A 20449-nucleotide genomic window follows, 5' to 3' on the forward strand; every position below is an offset into this window, starting at 1 on the left:
TTTCAATAGCCGCTGTCGGTGGTCAGCACATGGTGCCCCGGCTCCACCTCACGGTAGACCGAAGGCTCGGGCCGGTAACTGACCGGGTGGATTGGCGAGGGGATCGGCTTGAAGTTCAAATCCTTCTCGGACTTGCGGCGGCGCGGATCGGCAATCGGCACGGCCTTCATCAGCGCCTGCGTATAGGGGTGCTGCGGGTTCTCGAAGACCCGCTGGCGCGAGCCCATCTCGACGATGCGACCCAGATACATGACGCCGACATAGTGGCTGACGCGTTCGACCACGGCCATGTCGTGGCTGATGAAGAGGAAAGACAGTTCCATCTCGGCCTGAAGCTCCATCATCAGGTTCAGCACCTGCGCCTGCACAGACACGTCCAGCGCCGAGACCGCTTCGTCCGCGATGATGAGCTTAGGGTTCAGCGCGAGCGCGCGGGCGATGGCCACGCGCTGGCGCTGGCCGCCCGAAAGCTCATGCGGGAAGCGGCGCATGAAGCTGCGCGGCAGTTCCACGCGGTCAAACAGCATCTCGATCCGCTTGTTGATCTCCCCGCCCTTGAGCGTGCCGAAGTTGTGGATCGGTTCGGCCACCTGATCGGCTAGCTGCATCTGCGGGTTGAGCGAGGCGAAGGGGTCTTGGAAGATCATCTGCATGTCGAGCCGCGCGGTGCGCAGCGCCGATTGGTCCAGCGACATGATGTCGACGCCGTCAAGCTTCACCTCCCCCGACATCGGCTCTACCAGCCGCAGGATCGAGCGCCCTGCGGTAGATTTGCCGCAGCCCGATTCGCCGACGAGGCTGAGCGTCTGGCCCTTGTTGAGCGAAAACGACAGGTCCTCGACCGCATGCACATTGGCCACGGTGCGGCGCAGGAAACCGCCCTGCACCGGGAAGCGCGTGGTGAGGTTCTTGACCGAGAGAAGCGTCTCTTCGCGGCCCTTGATCGGCACGATCTCCTTGTCGGGTGTGCCCAAGAGTTTCATCGGCTCGGGGTATGGCTTGCCCGTCATCTCGCCGAGCTTCGGCACCGCGGCCAGCAGCGCCTTGGTATAGGGGTGCTGCGGGTTCTCGAAGATCTCCTCGACGGTGCCTTCCTCGACCTTCTTGCCGCGGAACATCACGACCACCCGGTCGGCCATCTGCGCCACCACGGCCATGTCATGGGTGATGAACATCACCGCCGTGCCGGTCTCGCGCTTAAGCCGGTCCATCAGGGCGAGGATCTCGGCCTGAATGGTCACGTCGAGCGCGGTGGTGGGCTCGTCCGCGATCAGGAGACGCGGCTCGCAGGCCAGTGCCATGGCGATTACCACGCGCTGGCGCATGCCGCCTGAAAGTTCGTGGGGGTACTGCTTGAGGCGCCGCTCCGGCTCGGGGATGCGGACCTGTTTCATCAGTTCCAGCGCGCGGGCCTCGGCCTGTTTGCGGGTCATGTTCAGATGCAGGCGCAGACCTTCGGTCATCTGCTTGCCGATGGTGAACACGGGGTTCAGCGCGGTCATCGGCTCTTGGAAGATCATGCCGATCTCATTGCCGCGAATCTTGCGCATCAGATTGCCGCCGCTGGCCGCGAGATCAACCTGGCCTTCTTCACCGCGCTCAAAAAGCAGGCGACCGCCTGCAATTTCACCGCCGCCATACTCAACCAGTCGCATCAGCGACAGGGAGGACACCGATTTGCCCGATCCTGATTCTCCGACCACGCAAACCGTCTCACCGGGATTGATGTCGAAACTGACATCCTCAACACCGACCACGGGGCCATCTTTGGTTTGAAATTCGACGCGCAGGCCCTGAATTTGGGCGATTGGCGCCCCATTGGTGTGATCCAGCATCTGTTTCCCTGTTGTTTTTATTGGCGCAGATTTTGCCCGACGCTACGGCGAATGTCACGAGACTGTCAAACCTGACGCGCAGAGTTCGAGCTTTGTCATAATTGCGCCACGTCCGCCCTTGCAATTTCCGGCAAACCTGTTTCGATATAGCCCATGCGGTTTGGAAAGAGCGCTTCGATCACAGGTTGAATATTGCTTGTTTTGTTATGTTTAGCTGGCGAAGCTCATGTTCTTTCCGGGGCGACAACAACAAGGCGGGGAACATCCCGTCGACAATAAGCGGCACGCCCACGTGTCCAACATGGAGTAAGATATGAAATTGAAGACCCTATTGATGGGGGCTGTCGCATCGACGGCGCTTGCCCCTATGGCCTTTGCCGAAGCCCATGAGGGCGAGCGGGGCCGCGACGGCGAAGTCAAGATCATCTATTGGCAGGCGCCTTCGATCCTGAACCCCTATCTGTCGAGCGGCACAAAAGACGTGGAAGCCTCCTCGCTGGTTCTCGAACCGCTGGGCCGCTACGACCAGAACGGCGCGCTGGTGCCCTATCTGGCGACCGAGATTCCGACGCTGGAAAACGGCGGCGTGAGCGAAGACCTCAAGACCATCACATGGAAGCTGAAAGACGGGCTGATGTGGTCCGACGGCACCCCCGTCACCGCCAATGACGTCAAGTTCACCGCCGATTACTGCATGAACCCCGAAGGCGGCTGTGCGCAGCTGGCCAAATTCGAAGGTGTCTCCTCGGTTGACGTGGTCGATGACCAGACAGTCAAAGTTACCTTCTCCGAGCCGATGCCGAACCCTTACGGCCCCTTCATGGGCGGCCAATCCCCGATCATTCAGGCGGCACAGTTTGCCGACTGCACCGGCGCCAAAGCGCCTGAGTGCACCGAGGCCAACTTCAACCCCATCGGCACCGGCCCCTTCACCGTCACCGAGTTCCGCCCGAACGACGTGATCACCATGGCCGCGAACGAGAACTACCGCGACCCGAGCAAACCTGCCTTCGCCACGCTGACCTTCAAAGGCGGCGGTGACGCGACAGCGGCGGGCCGTGCCGTGATGGAAACGGGTGAGTTCGACTACGCCTGGAACCTGCAGCTGGCCCCCGATGTCATCGCCAAGATGGCCGAAGGCGGCAAAGGCAAGCCCATGTCGGCATTCGGCACGTTGGTTGAGCGTCTTGAGCTGAACATGACCGATGCCTCGCCAGACCTTCCCGAAGGTGAACGCGCCACAGCTAAACATCCGCACCCGATCCTGAGCGATGAGAAAGTCCGCCGGGCGCTCTCCATGGCGATCGACCGCGAACTGCTGGTCGAGGTCGGCTACGGCCAAGCGGGCCGCGCCACCTGCAACATGGTGCCTGCGCCTGAGCTCTACGCCTCGGACAACACCGACTGTCTGACCCAAGACATCGAAGGCGCCAAGGCGCTATTGGACGAAGCGGGCTGGGTCGACAGCGATGGCGACGGTGTGCGCGAGAAGGACGGCGAGAAACTGTCCCTGCTCTACCAGACCTCGACCAACGCCGTGCGTCAGGATTTCCAAGCGCTGATCAAGGATTGGTGGAGCCAGATCGGTGTTGAAACCGAATTGCGCAACATCGACTCTTCGGTCTTCTTCGGTGGCGACCCCGGTTCGACCGACACGTTCCAGCGTTTCTATGCAGACGTTGAAATGTACGCCAACAACTTCGACGGCACCGACCCGCAAAGCTATCTGGCTCAGCGGACCTGCGCCAAGTTCCCCAGCCCCGAGACACAGTGGCAGGGCGAGAACATCAACCGCTTCTGTAACGAAGAGTATGATGCGATGGTGGCCGAACTGGGCCGCACCGGCGAAATGGAAAAGCGTGGCGAACTGGCCAAAAAGCTGAACGACATGCTGACCAAAGACAGCTACTCGATCCTGCCGCTGGTTGACCGTGGTCGCGTCTCGGCTGCTTCCAACACCCTTGGTGGCGTTGTGCTGAACACATGGGACTCCGAACTGTGGAATGCCGCCGATTGGTACCGCATGGAAGAGTGATCTAGGACGGAGGCGCGGCTGGCCCGCGCCTCCCTTCAACGACCTTCGGGGGTGTGCGTCATCCGCGCGCCCCCGTCTCGCCCCCACCCCCTCACAGACTGACCTACAAAGGCGACGCCCATGTTGACCTTCACCATCCGACGACTTCTTTTGTCGATCCCGACGCTTTTGTTTATCAGCCTGGTGATTTTCCTGCTGCTGCAACTCGCCCCCGGCGACCCGATGGCCCAAGTGCCGCTGACGGTCCCGCCCGAGGTGAAAGAGAAGATGCGCGAGGCGCTTGGCCTCGGCCAGCCGATCTATATCCAATATTGGAAATGGCTTGTGCAGGTCTTTTGGATCGAGCCGCAGGTTTTCATCGACTACCTGACCAACCGCTCTGCCCTGTTTAGCTGGCTGCCCGACACCAACCTGTCGGACGGCAAGCTGCGCGTGATCTCTTGGCAGACCCGTTCGCCCGTGATGGACATCGTGATCCAGCGCATGCCGCAGACCCTCTGGGTCGTGGGGCTGGCCTATATCGTGGGCATCGTCATCGCCATTCCGATCGGCATCTACTCGGCCTACCGGCACTATTCGGTCTTCGATCAGGCCGGGACGTTCATCACCATGATCGGCTTTTCGATCCCGCCCTTCTTCACCGGTCCACTGCTCATCGTGATCTTCTCGGTCTCTTTGGGCTGGCTGCCGTCGATCTATGATACGACACATGTCGTGAACGATTGGGAGAGCTTCAAGGTGCAGTTCTTCCAGATGATCATGCCGGTGATGGTGCTGGCGCTGCAAACTACGGCGCAGATCAGCCGCTACATGCGCGGTGCCATGCTCGACAACCTCAACCAAGACTACGTGCGCACCGCCCGCGCCAAGGGTCTGAAGGAAAGCGTCGTGGTCATGGTGCATGTGCTGCGCAACTCGATGATCCCGGTGGTCACCGTCATCGCGCTTGGCATGCCCGCGATCTTCGGCGGCGCCATCATCACCGAGAACGTCTTCAAGGTGAACGGCATCGGCCAACTGCTGCTGACCGCGCTACGCGCCAACGACCTGCCGATGGTGATGACCCTAACCTTCATCTTCGCAGTGTTGATCGTGCTGTTCAACCTGATCGCAGATATCCTCTACGGCCTGCTTGACCCAAGGATCCGTTATGACTGAGCAACCCATTCCCGCAAGCCCGGTCGAAGCCGACCTCGAGTTCATGAAGGCCCTGCAAGACAAGGGCCCGCAAAAGCCGCCGCGCAGCCAATGGCGCGATGTTTGGGACCAGTTCCGCAAGCACAAAGGCGCGCTTTTTGGCGGAGGTTTCCTGATCTTCATCACGCTGGCCGTGATCTTTGGCCCCTATCTGTGGGACATTGACGCCAAGAAGCTGGACATCCGCAACAAGAATTGGCGGCCGATCTATACCCTGCTGTGGGATGGCGATGCCAAGGCGGGCTGGGCCCATCCCTTCGGCACCGACCAGTTGGGCCGCGACATCCTTGCGCAGATGCTCTTTGGCGGGCGCGTGTCGATGGCCGTGGGCTGGATGGCAATGGCGCTGGCGCTGATCATCGGCACCGCCGTGGGCGTGCTCTCGGGCTTTTTCAAACGTATGGATTTCTGGCTGATGCGCTTCACGGACCTGATCCTCAGCCTGCCGATCCTGCCTCTGGTCCTGCTCGCCGTGACGCTCTTTGGCCAACCGCTGCGGGCGCAGTTCGGGCCGGAGGGTGGCATGTTCATCCTCATCGTCTCGGTCATCAGCCTGACCTCATGGATGCAGACCGCGCGGATCGTGCGCGGCGATATTCTGGCGCTGAAAGAGCGTGAGTTCATCCTCGCCGCGCGCTCCATCGGCACCACGCCGGGCAAGATCATCCGCCGCCACCTGCTGCCCAACGTGATCTCGCCCATCATGGTCTCGGCGACCTTGGGCCTCGCCACGGCAATCATCACCGAAAGCGCGCTGAGCTTCCTTGGCGTCGGCTTTCCCTCGGACTTCCCCACATGGGGCAAGCAACTGGCCGATGCCGTTGACCGCATGCAGGAGTTCCCCGAGCGGGTGATGCTGCCCGGCATCGCCATCTCGCTGACGGTGCTTGCGGTGAACTACCTCGGCGACGGTCTGCGCGACGCGCTCGACCCGCGCATTCGCGGACGCTGAGCAAAATAAGAACCGACCGGCCCCTGCCCCCTGAGGCGGGGGCCGATTGTTTTGCGCCCCTTGACGCAGGGTGGACAGCGTCGCCCCTTTTCTCATCAATACGGAATTTAATTCACCCCTCTGGGGGTCGGCCCTGTGCGCTTTCACTTGATTGTGACCCGCACCCGCTCCAAATGGGAAATAATTCCGTTTTCGAGGGTTTTCGCGATGTTTGAGTCTTTCGGCTTTGAAGAGACGACAGCAAAAGAGGCGTCCGTTCTGCTGGCGGCCCTCATCGGGCTGGCGTTCGGCGTGCTGGCGCAGCGCACGCGGTTTTGCTTTCGCCGCAGCCTCGTGGGAGAAGACCGGCGCCAAGCGCTTGGCATCTGGCTGACCGCACTGGCGCTGGCCGTGATCGGCACGCAGGCCGCCGTGGCCGCCGGATGGATCAATTTTGACGCGCATCGCTTCATGGCCAGCGACGTGCCGCTTTTGGCGATTGCTGTGGGCGGGCTGCTCTTTGGCGCGGGCATGGTGCTGACACGCGGCTGCATCTCGCGCCTCACGGTGCTGACAGGCGGCGGCAACCTGCGGGCGGCGCTGGTGGTGCTGGTCTTTGCCGTGGTGGCCCATGCGACGCTGAAAGGCGTCTTGGCACCGCTGCGCGTGGCGCTCGGCTCCGTCACCGTAAATATGGGAGAGAACGTGAGCCTCGCCGCCCTGCCCGGCGGTGCGCTGCTCTGGGCTGGTGTGATCGCCGTGGCGGCGCTGGCCTATGCGCTGCGCTCGGGCAACCGTCCGGGGCAATTGGCGATGGCTGCGCTGATCGGACTTTTGGTCCCTGCCGCATGGGTCGGCACCGGGTTCATCCTGCTTGATGAATTCGACCCGATCGCGATGGAAAGCCTCAGCTTCACCTCCCCCTCCGCCGATACGCTGTTCTGGACCATTGCCAGCAGTTCGATCCCCGCGGGCTTTGGCACCGGACTTCTGGGCGGCGTCTTTGTCGGTGCGCTGATTGCCAGCCTTTTCGCGCGGGAGTTCCGGTGGCAGAGCTTTGACGCCCCCCGCCAGACCGGGCGCTACCTGACCGGGGCCGCCATGATGGGCGTGGGCGGGGTGCTGGCCGGGGGCTGCACCTTGGGCGCGGGGCTCTCCGGGGTGCCGACGCTTTCGGTCGCAGCCATCGAGGCCATCGTGATGATCGCTTTGGGCGGCTTGGCCATGCAGGCGCTGCTCAACCGATCTTCCGCCGCAGACGGCGCAGCGTCCACCACACGCCAAGCACAACCGGCAGAGTGACGGCGGCGGTCAGCAGCCCCTTGCTGACCCCCAATGGCCCAGCAAGCGGGTAGAGCAAATAGCCTGCCAGCGACACCGCGTAATAGCTGATCGCCACGACCGACAGCCCCTCTACAGTATGTTGCAGGCGCAGTTGCAGGTCGGCGCGGCGGTCCATACTGGCAAGGATCGCTTGGTTCTGGGCCGAGCGTTCGACATCCACCCGCGTCCGCAAAAGATCCGCTGCCCGCAGTGCCCGCGCGGCGAGGGTGTGCAAGCGCGTCTCGGTCGATTTCACCGTGCGCATCGCGGGCGCATAGCGGCGCATCATGAACTCGCCAAAGCCCTGCCGCCCCAGAAAACGCGCCTCACGCAGGGCCGAGATACGTTCATAGACGATGGCCTCATAGGCCCCCGTGGCGGCGAAACGATAGGCAGTCTCCGCCGTTAGCGCCTCCAGCGCGACCGACACGTCCAAAAGCGCGTGCAGCGTTTCCTCAGCCGCCGTGCCCGCCCCGCTGCGCATCGCTCCCATGAGCGTCGAGAGCTGCCCGTCCAGATCGTTCAACGCCCCGGCCATGTCGCGGGCCTGCATGAACCCCAGCATCGACATCGCCTTATAGGTCTCGATCTCGCAGAGCCGCTGCACGATCCGCCCAATCCGCCGCTGGCCGGTCGTCGCATCGGTGAAAAGCGCGAGGCGCAGATGGCCGGCGGGATCAATCCGAAAGTCACTGGCCACCACCGCCGCCCCGTCCAGCACCTCCGCCACGGCGAGGCTTTCGGGCACGAACCAGTCTTGCAAATGCGCGGCGATCTCATCGTCGGCTTCCGGCTTCGGCAGCACCGCAAGCAGGGCCGAGGTGATCCGCTCCCCCTGCACCTCGGCCAGCCAATCCTCTGGGAAGGCGTCGAAATCCGTGGCGGCGAAGGGCAGGCTCCGCCCTGAGGGGGCGATGACCGTATAGGTGACGAACTCGGTATGCTGCTCCCATTTCAGGGTGAAGCGGCCCATCTCTCCGTAATAATGCGTGGCCGCCGCATCGGCGCTCGGGGCGCCGTAATGGGCCAGCAGCGCGTTCAACTCGGCTTGCGGCACGGCATCGGGCGCGGGTTTCACCGCGAGAAAGGCAACCCGCGAGGGCGCGGCAAGCTGCGGAAACGGGCGCGCGTGCATTTCGCCGGTAAGGGCAAGCCGCTGCGGGTGGTCTTTGATCGGGGCCATGACGGGGTCCGCTGTTGGGTGTATTTCACCGAGAATAGCGCCATTGCCGCCGATGAACAGTGAAAAATCACGCCTTTTCAACGGGTTGATGCATACAGAGGTATACCGCAAGACCATAACGGAAAACGCCCCACCGTTTCCGGCGGGGCGTTCATGGGATGGGCCGGGAATTTTTCAAAAATTCCCGGCCGTTTTCTTTAAAAGAAAACGTTAGTCGATCAGCGGCAGCAGCTTGTCGAGGCTAGCCTTCGCGTCACCGTAGAACATGCGCGTGTTCTCCTTGAAGAACAGCGGGTTCTCAATGCCGGAATAGCCCGTGCCCTGCCCGCGCTTGGAGACGATGACGGTCTTCGCCTTCCAGCATTCCAGCACCGGCATCCCGGCGATGGGGCTGTTGGGATCGTCCTGTGCAGCGGGGTTCACAATGTCGTTGGAGCCGATGACAATGGCGACGTCGGTCTCGGGGAAGTCTTCGTTGATCTCCTCCATCTCCATCACGATGTCATAGGGCACCTTGGCCTCGGCCAGAAGCACGTTCATATGCCCAGGCAGACGGCCCGCCACCGGGTGGATAGCAAAACGCACGTTCTTGCCCTTGGCGCGCAGTTTCTTGACCAGATCGCTGACAGCACCTTGGGCCTGTGCCACCGCCATGCCGTAGCCGGGGATGATGATGACGCTGTCGGCTTCGTTGAGCGCCTGCGCCACACCGTCGGCCTCAATCGCCACCTGCTCACCCTCGACCTCCATCGCGGGGCCAGCGCTGCCGCCGAAGCCGCCGAGGATGACCGAGATGAAGCTGCGGTTCATCGCCTTGCACATGATGTAGCTGAGGATCGCACCCGAGGAGCCGACCAGCGCGCCGACCACGATCAGAAGATCGTTGCCGAGCGAGAAGCCGATCGCCGCCGCGGCCCAGCCGGAGTAGCTGTTCAGCATCGAGACAACCACCGGCATGTCCGCGCCGCCGATGCCCATGATCAGGTGATACCCGATGAAGAGCGCCGCCAGCGTCATGAGGAACAGCGGCAGGAAGCCCCCGGTGTTGAAGTACCAGATCAGGCAGAGCAGCGAGATCACCGCCGCGCCCGCGTTGAGCAGGTGACCACCCGGCAGCTTGGTGGCCGCAGAGCTGACGCGGCCCGCGAGCTTGCCATAGGCGATGACAGAGCCGGTGAAGGTCACCGCACCGATGAAGACGCCGAGAAACAGCTCAACCCGCAGGATCGCGATCTCGACGCTGTCCTTCTTGGCCAGCAGCGCGGCAAAGCCCTCGGTCGCCTTGCGCGCCACATCGTCCATCGCCAGCACGTTGCCCAGTTCGATATGGGCGTTGTAGCCCACGAAGACGGCGGCGAGGCCCACGAGGCTGTGCATCGCCGCGACCAGCTCGGGCATCTGCGTCATCTGCACGCGGGTGGCCAGTTGGTAACCGATGGCCCCGCCCGCGGCGATCAGGATCAGCGAGAGGAGCCACAGCCCCGCCCCCGGCCCGATCAGCGTGGCGATAACCGCCAGCGCCATGCCGGCGATCCCGTACCACACCGCGCGTTTTGCGCTTTCCTGCCCCGACAGACCGCCGAGCGACAGGATGAAGAGAACCGCTGCGACCACATAGGCCGCTGTCGTGAATCCGTATTCCATGATGCTCGCTCCTTCAGGATTTCTGGAACATGGCGAGCATGCGCCGTGTCACGAGGAAGCCGCCGAAAATGTTGATCCCACACATGAAGACCGACAGGGCAGCAAGAAGGATCACCAGCCAAGAGCCCGAGCCGATCTGCATCAGCGCGCCCAGAATGATGATCGAGGAGATCGCGTTGGTCACCGCCATCAGCGGCGTGTGCAGGCTGTGCGCCACGCCCCAGATCACTTGGAAACCGACGAAGACCGCCAGAACGAAGACGATGAAGTGCTGCATGAAGCTGGCGGGGGCCACGAGGCCCACACCCAGCAGCAGTGCCGCACCCACGGCCAGCAGCGTGACCTGGTTCTTGGTCTGCTGCTTGAAGGCCGCCAATTCCTCGGCGCGTTTTTCCTCCGCCGTCTTCTCCTTCGGCTTTTCCTTCTTCGGCGCCGCCGCAATGGCCGCGACCTTGGGCGGTGGCGGCGGGAAGGTCACTTCCTTCTCGTGGGTGATGGTGGCGCCGCGGATGACATCATCTTCCATGTCGTGGTTGATGACCCCGTCCTTCTCGGGCGTGAGGTCCGCCATCAGGTGACGAATGTTGGTGGCGTAAAGCGTCGAGGCCTGCGTCGCCATGCGCGAGGGGAAGTCGGTGTAACCGATGATGGTCACGCCGTTGTCGGTGACGATCTTCTCGTCCATCTTGGTGAGCTTGCAGTTGCCGCCCTTCTCGGCGGCGAGGTCCACGATCACCGAGCCGGGCTTCATCGCCTGCACCATGTCCTCGGTCCAAAGCTCCGGCGCCTCGCGGTTGGGGATCAGCGCCGTGGTAATGACGATGTCCACATCCGGCGCCAACTCGCGGAACTTGGCGAGCTGTGCTTCACGGAATTCGGGAGAGGAAACAGAGGCATAGCCGCCCGAGGCGGAGCCGTCCTGCTGCTCTTCCTCGAAGTCGAGATAGACGAATTCCGCGCCCATCGATTCGACCTGTTCGGCCACTTCGGGGCGCACGTCGAAAGCTAGCGTGATCGCGCCGAGCGAGGTTGACGTGCCGATCGCGGCAAGCCCCGCGACACCCGCGCCGACGACCAGCACCTTGGCCGGGGGCACCTTGCCCGCCGCGGTGATCTGACCGGTGAAGAAACGGCCGAAATTGTTGCCCGCCTCGATCACCGCGCGGTAGCCCGCGATGTTCGCCATCGACGAAAGCGCGTCCATCTTCTGCGCACGGCTGATGCGCGGCACCATGTCCATCGCCATGACGGTCGCGCCCTTCTCGGCAGCGGCCTCCATCAACGCGGTGTTGCCGGCGGGATTGAACATGGAGATCAGCGTCTGGCCTTCGCGCAGGTGCTTGACCTCATCCTCGGAGGGCGGGCGCACCTTGGCGACCACATCGGCAGTCTCGTAAAGCGCGGCGGCGGATTGCACCACCTCGACATCCGCGGCTTCATAGGCGGCATCGTCAAAGCCCGCAGCCGCCCCGGCGCCCCTCTCGATGACGCAGCTATGCCCGAGCTTTTGCAGTTGCAGCGCGCTTTCCGGGGTCATCGCGACCCGGTTCTCGCCCTCAAATATTTCTTTTGGTGTCCCGATCTTCAAACCAAGAGTCCCCCTTTGCTGGCCCGTCGCGCCGCTCTGGCGCAACTTTGTTAGTCAGAGCGATAGCGCGCGCGCAGCAATAGTACAAGCAAACCGCGGGGTGAAACGGTGCAAAATTGCTGCACCGCGACATCGGAAGAACGGTTTGCTGTTTTCGGCGCAGAGATGGAACAGCCGTTCCACCCTGCGCCAATGGCATGGCCCGAGGGCCATGCCGAAGTGTCAAACGACGGCTAAGTCGTGATCAAAGACCGGGGATCAGACGCGCCAAGCCGCGCTGGTCAAAGGTGGTGCCACGATCCGCGCCGAAGTTGATCTCACCGCCCAGACCGACGAAGGGCTCGGACTCGCTGATGCTGCCCACGTCCACCTTGGCAGACCCGACTTCCAAGAACAGATTGGTGGTCGGGGAAACCTCACGATCGAGCCGCATGGCAAAACGCGACAGGTCGTCTCCATCGCTGCCTAGCCGATCATAGGAGCCGCTGATGCCAAAGCCTTCCGCCAGCGCATAACGCGCCTTGATACCGCCAAGCGTGCCGTCACCTGCATCGGTATCGACATGGGCCAGATAGCCTTCGAAGTCCCAATCCAGCATTTCATAGCCTGCTTCGAGACCCAAGATATCCGCATCTCCGCCCAAGGCTTCCTCCCGGGTGTAGAAGGCCCCGAAAGAGGTTGCTTCATCCCAGTGGTAAATGCCGTGCAGGCCCAGCAAATGGCTGTCTTCATCGACAAAGTCGAAGTCGCTGTAACCGGCGTCGAACTGCAAGCTAAGGTTGCGGTTAAAGCCAAGCTCTACCGACCCATCAAGGCCAAGCCGGCTGAAATCGGTGTCGTCCGCGAATGCGGAATAGGAAAGGCCGACCGATCCACCCGTCACTTCGACCGCCTGCGCTGTGGTTGCCCCAAAAGCGAGGGCTGCGGAAAGGGCGAGAACTGAAAATTCTATGTGTTTCATTTTACTGCTCCAATGGTTCTGGCAAGGCCCTGTCATCAGGTTACCCATCCGACCAGTGCGCCAAGGCGGCGAGCGCTGCAATAGTCAGGCGTAAGGCTTCCGCAAATGTGATCGGCGGGCGGCAAGATTTGGCCTATCGCCGTGCCAGCCGCCCCGCACATAACGCCCCGTCATCACAAGCTGCCTATTGTACTGCCGCCCCCTCCGCGCCACCCTGCCCGCAAAGGGGAGGCATTATGACACTAAAAGACAAACACGCATTCATCACCGGCGGCGGCACAGGCATCGGCCTTGCCATCGCGCAGGACTTGGCCGCCAAGGGCGCGAAGGTCACCATCACCGGGCGGCGGCAGGAGGTGCTCGACGCCGTGTCAGGCGATGGCATCAGCGGCATGGCGATCGACGTGCGCGACGAGGCGCAGGTCACCGAGACCATCGCCCGCGTGGTCGAGGCCAATGGCCCGGTGCAAATCTGCGTGGCCAATGCGGGCGTGGCCGAAGGCCGGTCCCTGCATAAAACCGACCTCGATTTCTGGCGTGACATGATGGCGACCAATCTCGACGGGGCCTTTCTCACCATCCGCGAGAGCCTGAAATCCATGCGCCAGACCGATTGGGGCCGGGTCATCGCCGTGTCCTCCATGGCCGGGCTGCGCGGCCTGCCGGGGGCGGCCTGCTACTCGGCCTCGAAACACGGGATGATCGGGCTGATCCGCTCGCTCAGCGAAGATTACATGGGCCAGCCGTTTACCTTCAACGCGCTCTGCCCCGGTTACGTCGATACCGAGATCATCGCGCGCAATACGCAGGCGATCTCCAAACGCGCCGGGCTGTCCGAGGCAAAGGCCCGCGATGTCATGGTTAATGCCAACCGCCACAAACGTCTGATCGCGCCCTCGGAAGTGGCTGCTGCGGCGGCATGGCTGGTTGGCGAAGGCTCCGAAAGCATCAACGGCCAGTCGATCGAAATCGCTGGCGGGCAAATGTAGCGCCGTTAAGGTTGCTTTAACCAAGCTGCGCCAAGCTCAGGGCCATGAGAGACAGCCCTTCACCCCATGGCCCGAACAGCTATTTCTTTACCCTGCGCCTCTCGCGGCGCGATGATGATGCGCTGCTGCGGCATATCACGGCCCTGCGCCAAGCGATGCGTGAGACTTTGGCGCGCAAACCCTTCCGGATCGATGCCATCGCCATCTTGCCAGATGTGCTCCATACGGTCTGGACCCTGCCGCCCGACGATACCGATTACGGCAATCGGATCGGCATGTGGAAGGGGCGGTTTTCCCGCCATCTCCCCCCGGCCCCGCATCGCAGTCTGCGGCAGATCAAACGGGGCGAGAAAGGGATTTGGCAGCGGCGATTCTGGGAGCATCGGATCCGCGACCCCGCGGATTTCGAACGGCATTGCAGTTTGGTGCACCTCAGCCCGGTGCACGCGGGCTATTGTGATCGTCCTGAGGCTTGGCCCTATAGCTCCTATCGCCGCGCCTGCTCAGGTCCGGCAGCGCTTCAGGGCGCAGAGGCGGGGCCGCTAGAGGAGGACGCGGTCTTGGATGATGATGTGACGCCGCTGAACCATGCGGCCCAAGCTGTTGCGCCATTGAGCGGGCTGCACAGTTGAGAGGCGTTGAGATAAGGCACTTGTTGACGGCGCGATCGGGGTCGCGGGGGGCCGACAGAACGACTGCATCGCGATGCAGGTTGCCGCGCCCCGAGAAGCGCGGCGCGCGGTCATCGAGAGTGCAACGCGCGCGCCCTGTGGCCGGCCCTATTGCGCGGCGGTCATCACCGGCATGGCCGATCCATCTGCCGCCCAAGCCCGCACCGCCGCGCCGAAATGTTCGAACAGCGGGCGCGAGACGGGGTCATTGGCCGCGTTCCACTCGGGATGCCACTGCACGGCGAGGGTAAAGCCCGGCGCGTCTTTGATATAGATCGCCTCGGGCGTGCCATCATCCGCGTGCCCGTCGATCACCACGCGCGGGCCGGGTTCCTTGATCCCCTGCCCGTGCAGCGTGTTGGTCAGCACCTTGGACGCGCCCATCACACGGTGGAACACGCCGCCTTCGGTAAAGCTCACGTCATGGCGCAGTTCGAATTTCTCTTCGATGGTGCCATCGGGGGGCATCCGGTGGTTCATTCGCCCCGGCAGATCGCGAATCTCAGGATAGAGCGACCCACCCATGGCGACGTTCACTTCCTGAAACCCGCGGCAAAGGCCGAGGAAGGGTTGGCCCCGCGCCACACAGGCCCGTACCAGCGCCAGCGCGACGGCGTCGCGCGCGCGGTCAAAGGCACCGTGGGCCTCCGTCTCAGGCTCACCATATTCTTCGGGATGCACATTGGGGCGCCCGCCGGTCAGCAGGAAACCGTCGCAGACCTCCAGCAATTCCTCGACCGAGACAAAGCGCGGATCGCTCGGCACGATAAGCGGCAGACAGCCCGAAACCTCGGCAATCGCTTCGGTGTTCATCTGCCCGCCTGCGTGGACGGGGTATTGATCGTTCAGCAGGTAGGAATTGCCAATGATACCAACGACGGGTCGGGCCATGAGTTACCTCTTATTCACCATGGCCCGAACATAGGCGCTTCGCGCCGCGGTCTCAACCTCAGCTCTGCGCCTTCAGCTCCAACCGGCGCGCATGCAGCACTGGTTCGGTATAGCCCGAGGGCTGTTCGCGCCCCTTCAGCACCAGATCGCAGGCGGCCTGAAAGGCCACCCCGTCAAAGCCCGGGGCCATGGGGCGGTAGCTGGGATCGTCGGCGTTTTGACGGTCCACCACGGCTGCCATTTTTTTAAGCGCGGCCTCGACTTCCTCGCGGCTGATGACGCCGTGATGCAGCCAATTCGCCAGCGCTTGGGCCGAGATGCGGCAGGTCGCGCGGTCTTCCATCAGGCCCACATCGTTGATGTCCGGCACTTTGGAGCAGCCGACGCCCTGATCGATCCAGCGGACCACATAGCCCAGAATGCCCTGCGCGTTATTCTCGATCTCGCGGGTGATTTCCTCGGTGCTGAGGTTGCGACCTTCCATCACCGGGATGGTCAGCAGCGCGTCAAGCGTGGCGCGTGCGCCGCCCTCTTTAATCTCCTCCTGCCGCGCCAAGACGTTAACCTTGTGGTAATGGGTGGCGTGCAGGGTAGCCGCGGTGGGCGATGGCACCCATGCGCAATTGGCCCCGGATTGGGGATGGCCGATCTTGGCCTCCAGCATCTCGGCCATACGGTCGGGCATGGCCCACATGCCCTTGCCGATCTGCGCGCGGCCCTGCAAGCCGCAGGCGAGGCCGATATCGACGTTGCGGTCCTCATAGGCGGCGATCCAAGCGCTGTTCTTCATCTCGCCCTTGGGCACCATCGGACCGGCTTCCATACTGGTATGGATCTCGTCCCCCGTACGGTCGAGGAAACCGGTATTGATAAAGGCCACACGGTGTTTGGCTGCACGGATACATTCCATGAGGTTGGCGCTGGTGCGGCGCTCTTCGTCCATGATGCCGAGCTTCACGGTATATTGCGGCAGGCCGAGTGTCTTTTCCACATGGGTAAAAATCTCATCGGCAAAGGCCACTTCCTCGGGCCCGTGCATCTTGGGCTTCACCACATAGACGCTGCCGGTGACCGAGTTGCCGCCCGCGCGTTTGAGATCATGAATGGCGATCAGCGTGGTCACCATGGCATCCATCAGCCCTTCGCCAATCTCGCGCCCTTCGCGGTCGAGTACGGCGGGGTTGGTCATCAGATGGCCGACATTGCGCACCAGCATCAGCGAACGGCCCTTCAGCGTGACCTCCGCCTCCCCATCGGGCGCGGTGTAGCGACGGTCTTCGGCCATACGCCGAGTGACGGTCTCGCCGCCCTTTTCAAATGTTTCCGACAGGTCGCCTTTCATCAGGCCCAACCAGTTGCCATAGGCCAGCACTTTGTCCTCGGCATCCACCGCCGCGACACTGTCTTCACAATCCATGATGGTCGAAAGAGCGGATTCGATGATCACATCCGCAACGCTGGCGGGGTCGTCCTCGCCGATGGCGTGATCGGGGTCGATCCTGATCTCGATATGCAACCCGTTGTTGCGCAAAAGCACCGCGTCGGGCGCCTCTGCCGCGCCCCGGTAGCCCGCAAACTGCGCCGGATCAGCCAAGCCGCAGGGCGCGGCATCCTGCGCCATCACAGCTTCTAGGTGCCCGTCCACAACGCGATACCCCGCCAAATCTGCATGGCTGCCGGCCGAGAGCGGCACGGCGTCATCCAAAAAGGCTTTTGCCCGCGCCACCACCCGCGCGCCGCGCGCGGCGTCATAGCCCTTACCCACCGGCAGATCGCCCAGCGCATCGGTGCCATAGAATGCATCATAAAGGCTGCCCCAGCGCGCATTGGCGGCGTTGAGCGCGAAGCGTGCGTTGGTGATCGGGACCACAAGCTGCGGCCCGGGCACCTGCGCGATTTCGGGGTCTACGTTTTGCGTCTCAATCTGGAACGCCGGCCCTTCGGGCAGAAGATAGCCAATCTCGCGCAGGAAGGCGGTGTAGCTTTCCGCGTCATGGGGCTGGCCTGCGCGCGCGCGATGCCACTCATCAATCTTGGCCTGAATTTCTGCCCGCTTTTCAAGAAGCGCACGGTTCTTCGGCCCGAGGTCATGCACAAGGTCCGACAGCCCCGCCCAAAAGACATCCGCGTCTACACCCGTGCCCGGCAGCGCCGATCCTTCGATGAAGTCGACCAGCGCAGGCTCTACCTGCAAACCGTTCTTGTCAATTCTACCCGTCATTCTCCGCCCTCTCCCGCGCTGGATACCTTGGTGAAAGGTCTAGCAGAAAGGCAAAGCGGCGCAAGCGCGGGCAGGCAGGCGGTAGCGCCGCTAGTCGGCCACCGGCTCCGGGGTGGCGATCGCAGGCTCGGCGTCCGCCGGGGCATCGACGGGCTGAACCTCACCTTCCGGCGAGGGGTCGGTGGCCTGCAACACCGCGTAGACGATGCCGGCAATCATCAAGAGCGCCCCTGCGATGATCGCGGTTTTGATACCGATCAAAGCGGGACGATGACGTTTCTTCTGCGTTTCGGTATCGGTGTCGGGGGCGGACATGGATACACCTCATTGCTCGAAGTTGGGGCAGCTCGGCTTGCAGGCCGCCTTCTGGAGACATAACATTTCCCAGACCAATTACGTTCCCGCGACTGGAGGCCCAATGCGCGACGCCACCCCCCAAACGATCTATCTCAGTGACTACCAGCCCTTCGGCTTTCTGGTGGATGAGGTGGCCCTGACCTTTGACCTCGATCCCCATAAGACGCGGGTTAAAAGCCGCATCGCCTTTCGCCCCAACCCGGCGGCGCAGGAGGCTGACTTTTTCTTGCATGGTGAACAACTCAAGCTTGTCTCTGCGCAGATCGACGGCAAGCCGGTCACCCCGAAGGTGACAGAACGCGGTCTGACCTGCGATGTGCCCGACTGCCCCTTTATCTGGGAGGCCGAGGTTGAGATAGACCCCAAGGGCAACACCGCCCTCGAAGGGCTTTATATGTCGGGCGGCATGTATTGCACCCAATGCGAGGCAGAAGGCTTTCGCAAAATCACCTATTATCCCGACCGCCCCGATGTGATGAGCGTCTTCACCGTGACCATCAACGGCCCGCATCCCGTTCTGCTGTCCAACGGCAATCCCGTGGCGCAGGGGCAGAACCATGCCGAGTGGCATGACCCATGGCCCAAGCCTGCCTATCTTTTCGCGCTGGTGGCGGGCGATCTGGTCGCCCATTCCGACCGTTTCACCACCATGTCGGGCCGCGAGGTCGATCTGAACCTCTATGTCCGCCCCGGCGACGAAGGCAAATGCGCCTTCGGGATGGAGGCGCTCAAAGCCTCGATGAAATGGGACGAAGAGGTTTACGGTCGTGAATACGACCTCGACATCTTCAACATCGTTGCGGTCGATGATTTCAACATGGGCGCGATGGAGAACAAGGGGCTGAACATCTTCAACTCCGCCGCCGTTCTCGCCTCGCCCGAAACCTCGACGGATGATAATTTCGAGCGGATCGAAGCGATCATCGCTCATGAGTATTTCCACAATTGGACCGGCAACCGCATCACTTGTCGCGATTGGTTTCAACTCTGTCTCAAGGAAGGGCTGACCGTCTACCGCGACGCGCAGTTCACCTCCGACATGCGCTCTCCGGCGGTGAAACGCATCGGCGATGTGATCGACCTGCGCGCACGCCAATTCGCCGAGGATCAAGGCCCGTTGGCCCATCCGGTGCGGCCCGAAAGCTTTCAAGAGATCAACAACTTCTACACCGCCACCGTCTATGAGAAGGGCGCCGAGGTGATCGGCATGCTCAAGACCTTGGTGGGCGATGACGCCTATGCCAAAGCGCTGAACCTTTATTTCGAGCGTCACGACGGTGATGCGGCGACGATCGAAGATTGGCTGAAGGTCTTCGAAGACACCACGGGCCGTGATCTGACCCAGTTCGAACGCTGGTATTCGCAGGCGGGCACGCCGCGCCTCTCGGTGGTGGAGGCTTGGGATGCGGGTAAAGGCATCTTCACGCTGACCTTCACACAGCACACCCCGCCCAGCACCGCAACGCCCCAGCCGAAACCGCAGGTTCTGCCGATCACCGTGGGGCTGATCGGCGCGGATGGAGCCGAAGTGGCCCCCTCTCGCGTGTTGGAGATGACCGAGGCCGAACAGAGCTTTACCTTCGACGGGTTGGATGCGCGCCCCGTAGCCTCGGTGCTGCGCGGCTTCTCCGCCCCGGTGGTGCTGGAGCAAGACCGTTCGAAAGAAGAGCGCCTGCTGCTGCTCGCCCATGACAGCGATCCCTTCAACCGGTGGGAGGCCGGGCGCACCTTGGCGCGGCAATCCTTGCTGGCCGTGATCACCGAAGGCAGCGCGCCGGATGACGCATGGCTCGAAGCCCTGCGGGCCGTGTTGGAGGATGAGACCCTTGAGCCTGCCTACCGCGCGTTGATGCTGGGGCTGCCCAGCCATGCCGATCTGGCCAGCACCCTGCATGACGCAGGCAAAACGCCGGATCCGGCGGCGATCCATCAGGCGGTGGAGGCCACCCGCAATGCCATGGCCGAGCGTTTTGCCGCGCTGCTGGGCGATCTTTATGACCGCCACAGGGTCGACGCCCCCTATCAGCCCAATGCGGCGCAAGCGGGCAAACGCGCCTTGACCAATGCAGCACTTGCCCTGCTGACCCGGGTTGAGGGACCGGCGCGCGCGCAGGCGCAGTTCGACGATGCCGACAATATGACCCAACAGCTCAGCGCCCTCGCCGCCCTGCTGCGCGCGGGCCAAGGCGACAAGGCGCTGGCCGCCTTTGAGGCGCTGTGGCGGGAGGACCGTCTGGTGATGGACAAATGGTTCGGGCTGCAAGTCAGCCAAGCCGCGCCGGAAGAGGCGGCCGAAGTGGCGCGCCGGCTTACCGAGCATGCCGATTTCAACTGGAAGAACCCCAACCGCTTCCGCGCGGTCTTTGGCAGCCTTGCCATGCATCACGCAGGGTTCCACCATGAGAGCGGCAAGGGCTACGCCCTGCTGGCCGACTGGCTGATCAAGCTAGACCCGGTCAACCCACAGACAACGGCGCGGATGTGCTCGGCCTTCCAGACATGGCGGCGCTATGACATGGCGCGGCAAGAGATGATTGAGAAGCAGCTCGACCGCATCCTCGCCAGCCCCGACCTCAGCCGGGACACGTCGGAGATGCTCAGCCGCATTCGCGGTGCCTGACGC

Annotated in this window: 15 protein-coding genes; 7 read left to right on the top strand and 8 right to left on the bottom strand. The window is 62.8% G+C overall.

What is annotated here, in order from left to right; all coding sequences use genetic code 11:
- Positions 1-2 precede the first annotated feature (2 nt).
- Positions 3-1835 (bottom strand): ABC transporter ATP-binding protein, encoded by a 1833-nt coding sequence (locus ACGYK2_RS05265; protein WP_271687690.1) that lies wholly within the window; start codon positions 1833-1835, stop codon positions 3-5.
- A 313-nt stretch (positions 1836-2148) separates the two neighbouring features.
- Here ACGYK2_RS05265 and ACGYK2_RS05270 point away from each other — a divergent pair, with 313 nt between their 5' ends.
- From ACGYK2_RS05270 to ACGYK2_RS05285, 4 genes are all read left to right on the top strand, one after another.
- Positions 2149-3870, top strand: coding sequence for a peptide ABC transporter substrate-binding protein (locus ACGYK2_RS05270; RefSeq protein WP_168612027.1), 1722 nt, complete (start codon positions 2149-2151; stop codon positions 3868-3870).
- A gap of 120 nt (positions 3871-3990) precedes the next feature.
- Positions 3991-5028, top strand: a complete 1038-nt coding sequence (locus tag ACGYK2_RS05275) for an ABC transporter permease (RefSeq protein WP_271687693.1) — start codon at positions 3991-3993, stop codon at positions 5026-5028.
- Entirely contained in the window at positions 5021-6019 is a 999-nt protein-coding gene (locus tag ACGYK2_RS05280; protein WP_067263326.1) for an ABC transporter permease, read from the top strand. Before ACGYK2_RS05275 ends, ACGYK2_RS05280 begins: the two co-directional genes overlap by 8 nt.
- A gap of 207 nt (positions 6020-6226) precedes the next feature.
- On the top strand, positions 6227-7300 hold the full coding sequence (locus tag ACGYK2_RS05285; RefSeq protein WP_271687694.1) for a YeeE/YedE family protein: 1074 nt from the start codon (positions 6227-6229) through the stop codon (positions 7298-7300).
- Here the strand turns inward: ACGYK2_RS05285 and ACGYK2_RS05290 are convergent.
- The 4 genes from ACGYK2_RS05290 to ACGYK2_RS05305 form a co-directional block, all read right to left on the bottom strand.
- Positions 7236-8504: a DUF3422 family protein gene (locus ACGYK2_RS05290; RefSeq protein WP_271687695.1), complete on the bottom strand. Its 1269-nt coding sequence runs from the start codon at positions 8502-8504 to the stop codon at positions 7236-7238. The genes ACGYK2_RS05285 and ACGYK2_RS05290 overlap by 65 nt on opposite strands.
- A gap of 210 nt (positions 8505-8714) precedes the next feature.
- Positions 8715-10148 carry an NAD(P)(+) transhydrogenase (Re/Si-specific) subunit beta gene (locus tag ACGYK2_RS05295; RefSeq protein WP_271687696.1) on the bottom strand — a complete coding sequence of 478 codons (1434 nt, stop codon included), beginning with the start codon at positions 10146-10148 and terminating at the stop codon, positions 8715-8717.
- A 13-nt stretch (positions 10149-10161) separates the two neighbouring features.
- Positions 10162-11736 (bottom strand): Re/Si-specific NAD(P)(+) transhydrogenase subunit alpha, encoded by a 1575-nt coding sequence (locus ACGYK2_RS05300; protein ID WP_271687697.1) that lies wholly within the window; start codon positions 11734-11736, stop codon positions 10162-10164.
- A gap of 244 nt (positions 11737-11980) precedes the next feature.
- Positions 11981-12697: a porin family protein gene (locus tag ACGYK2_RS05305; RefSeq protein ID WP_168612021.1), complete on the bottom strand. Its 717-nt coding sequence runs from the start codon at positions 12695-12697 to the stop codon at positions 11981-11983.
- Between the two features lie 236 nt (positions 12698-12933).
- Between ACGYK2_RS05305 and ACGYK2_RS05310 the strand changes: the two genes are divergently transcribed.
- Together ACGYK2_RS05310 and ACGYK2_RS05315 are read left to right on the top strand one after the other, a co-directional pair.
- Positions 12934-13686 carry an SDR family NAD(P)-dependent oxidoreductase gene (locus ACGYK2_RS05310; RefSeq protein ID WP_271687698.1) on the top strand — a complete coding sequence of 251 codons (753 nt, stop codon included), beginning with the start codon at positions 12934-12936 and terminating at the stop codon, positions 13684-13686.
- Between the two features lie 44 nt (positions 13687-13730).
- A complete protein-coding gene (locus ACGYK2_RS05315) occupies positions 13731-14318 on the top strand; it encodes a transposase (protein ID WP_271687699.1) in 588 nt (195 codons plus the stop codon).
- A gap of 147 nt (positions 14319-14465) precedes the next feature.
- Here ACGYK2_RS05315 and ACGYK2_RS05320 read toward each other — a convergent pair whose 3' ends face one another.
- The 3 genes from ACGYK2_RS05320 to ACGYK2_RS05330 all read right to left on the bottom strand — a co-directional run bounded on the left by ACGYK2_RS05320 (position 14466) and on the right by ACGYK2_RS05330 (position 17784).
- Positions 14466-15248 (bottom strand): gamma-glutamyl-gamma-aminobutyrate hydrolase family protein, encoded by a 783-nt coding sequence (locus tag ACGYK2_RS05320; protein ID WP_168612018.1) that lies wholly within the window; start codon positions 15246-15248, stop codon positions 14466-14468.
- A 58-nt stretch (positions 15249-15306) separates the two neighbouring features.
- Positions 15307-17469, bottom strand: coding sequence for a malate synthase G (locus tag ACGYK2_RS05325; protein WP_271687700.1), 2163 nt, complete (start codon positions 17467-17469; stop codon positions 15307-15309).
- 90 nt (positions 17470-17559) lie between these two features.
- Positions 17560-17784 (bottom strand): hypothetical protein, encoded by a 225-nt coding sequence (locus ACGYK2_RS05330; protein ID WP_271687701.1) that lies wholly within the window; start codon positions 17782-17784, stop codon positions 17560-17562.
- A 103-nt stretch (positions 17785-17887) separates the two neighbouring features.
- Between ACGYK2_RS05330 and pepN the strand changes: the two genes are divergently transcribed.
- Positions 17888-20446 carry an aminopeptidase N gene (pepN, locus tag ACGYK2_RS05335; protein WP_271687702.1) on the top strand — a complete coding sequence of 853 codons (2559 nt, stop codon included), beginning with the start codon at positions 17888-17890 and terminating at the stop codon, positions 20444-20446.
- Positions 20447-20449: the final 3 nt, after the last annotated feature.

Source organism: Sulfitobacter sp. 1A10359 (assembly GCF_043558145.1).
Lineage (GTDB): Bacteria > Pseudomonadota > Alphaproteobacteria > Rhodobacterales > Rhodobacteraceae > Sulfitobacter > Sulfitobacter faviae.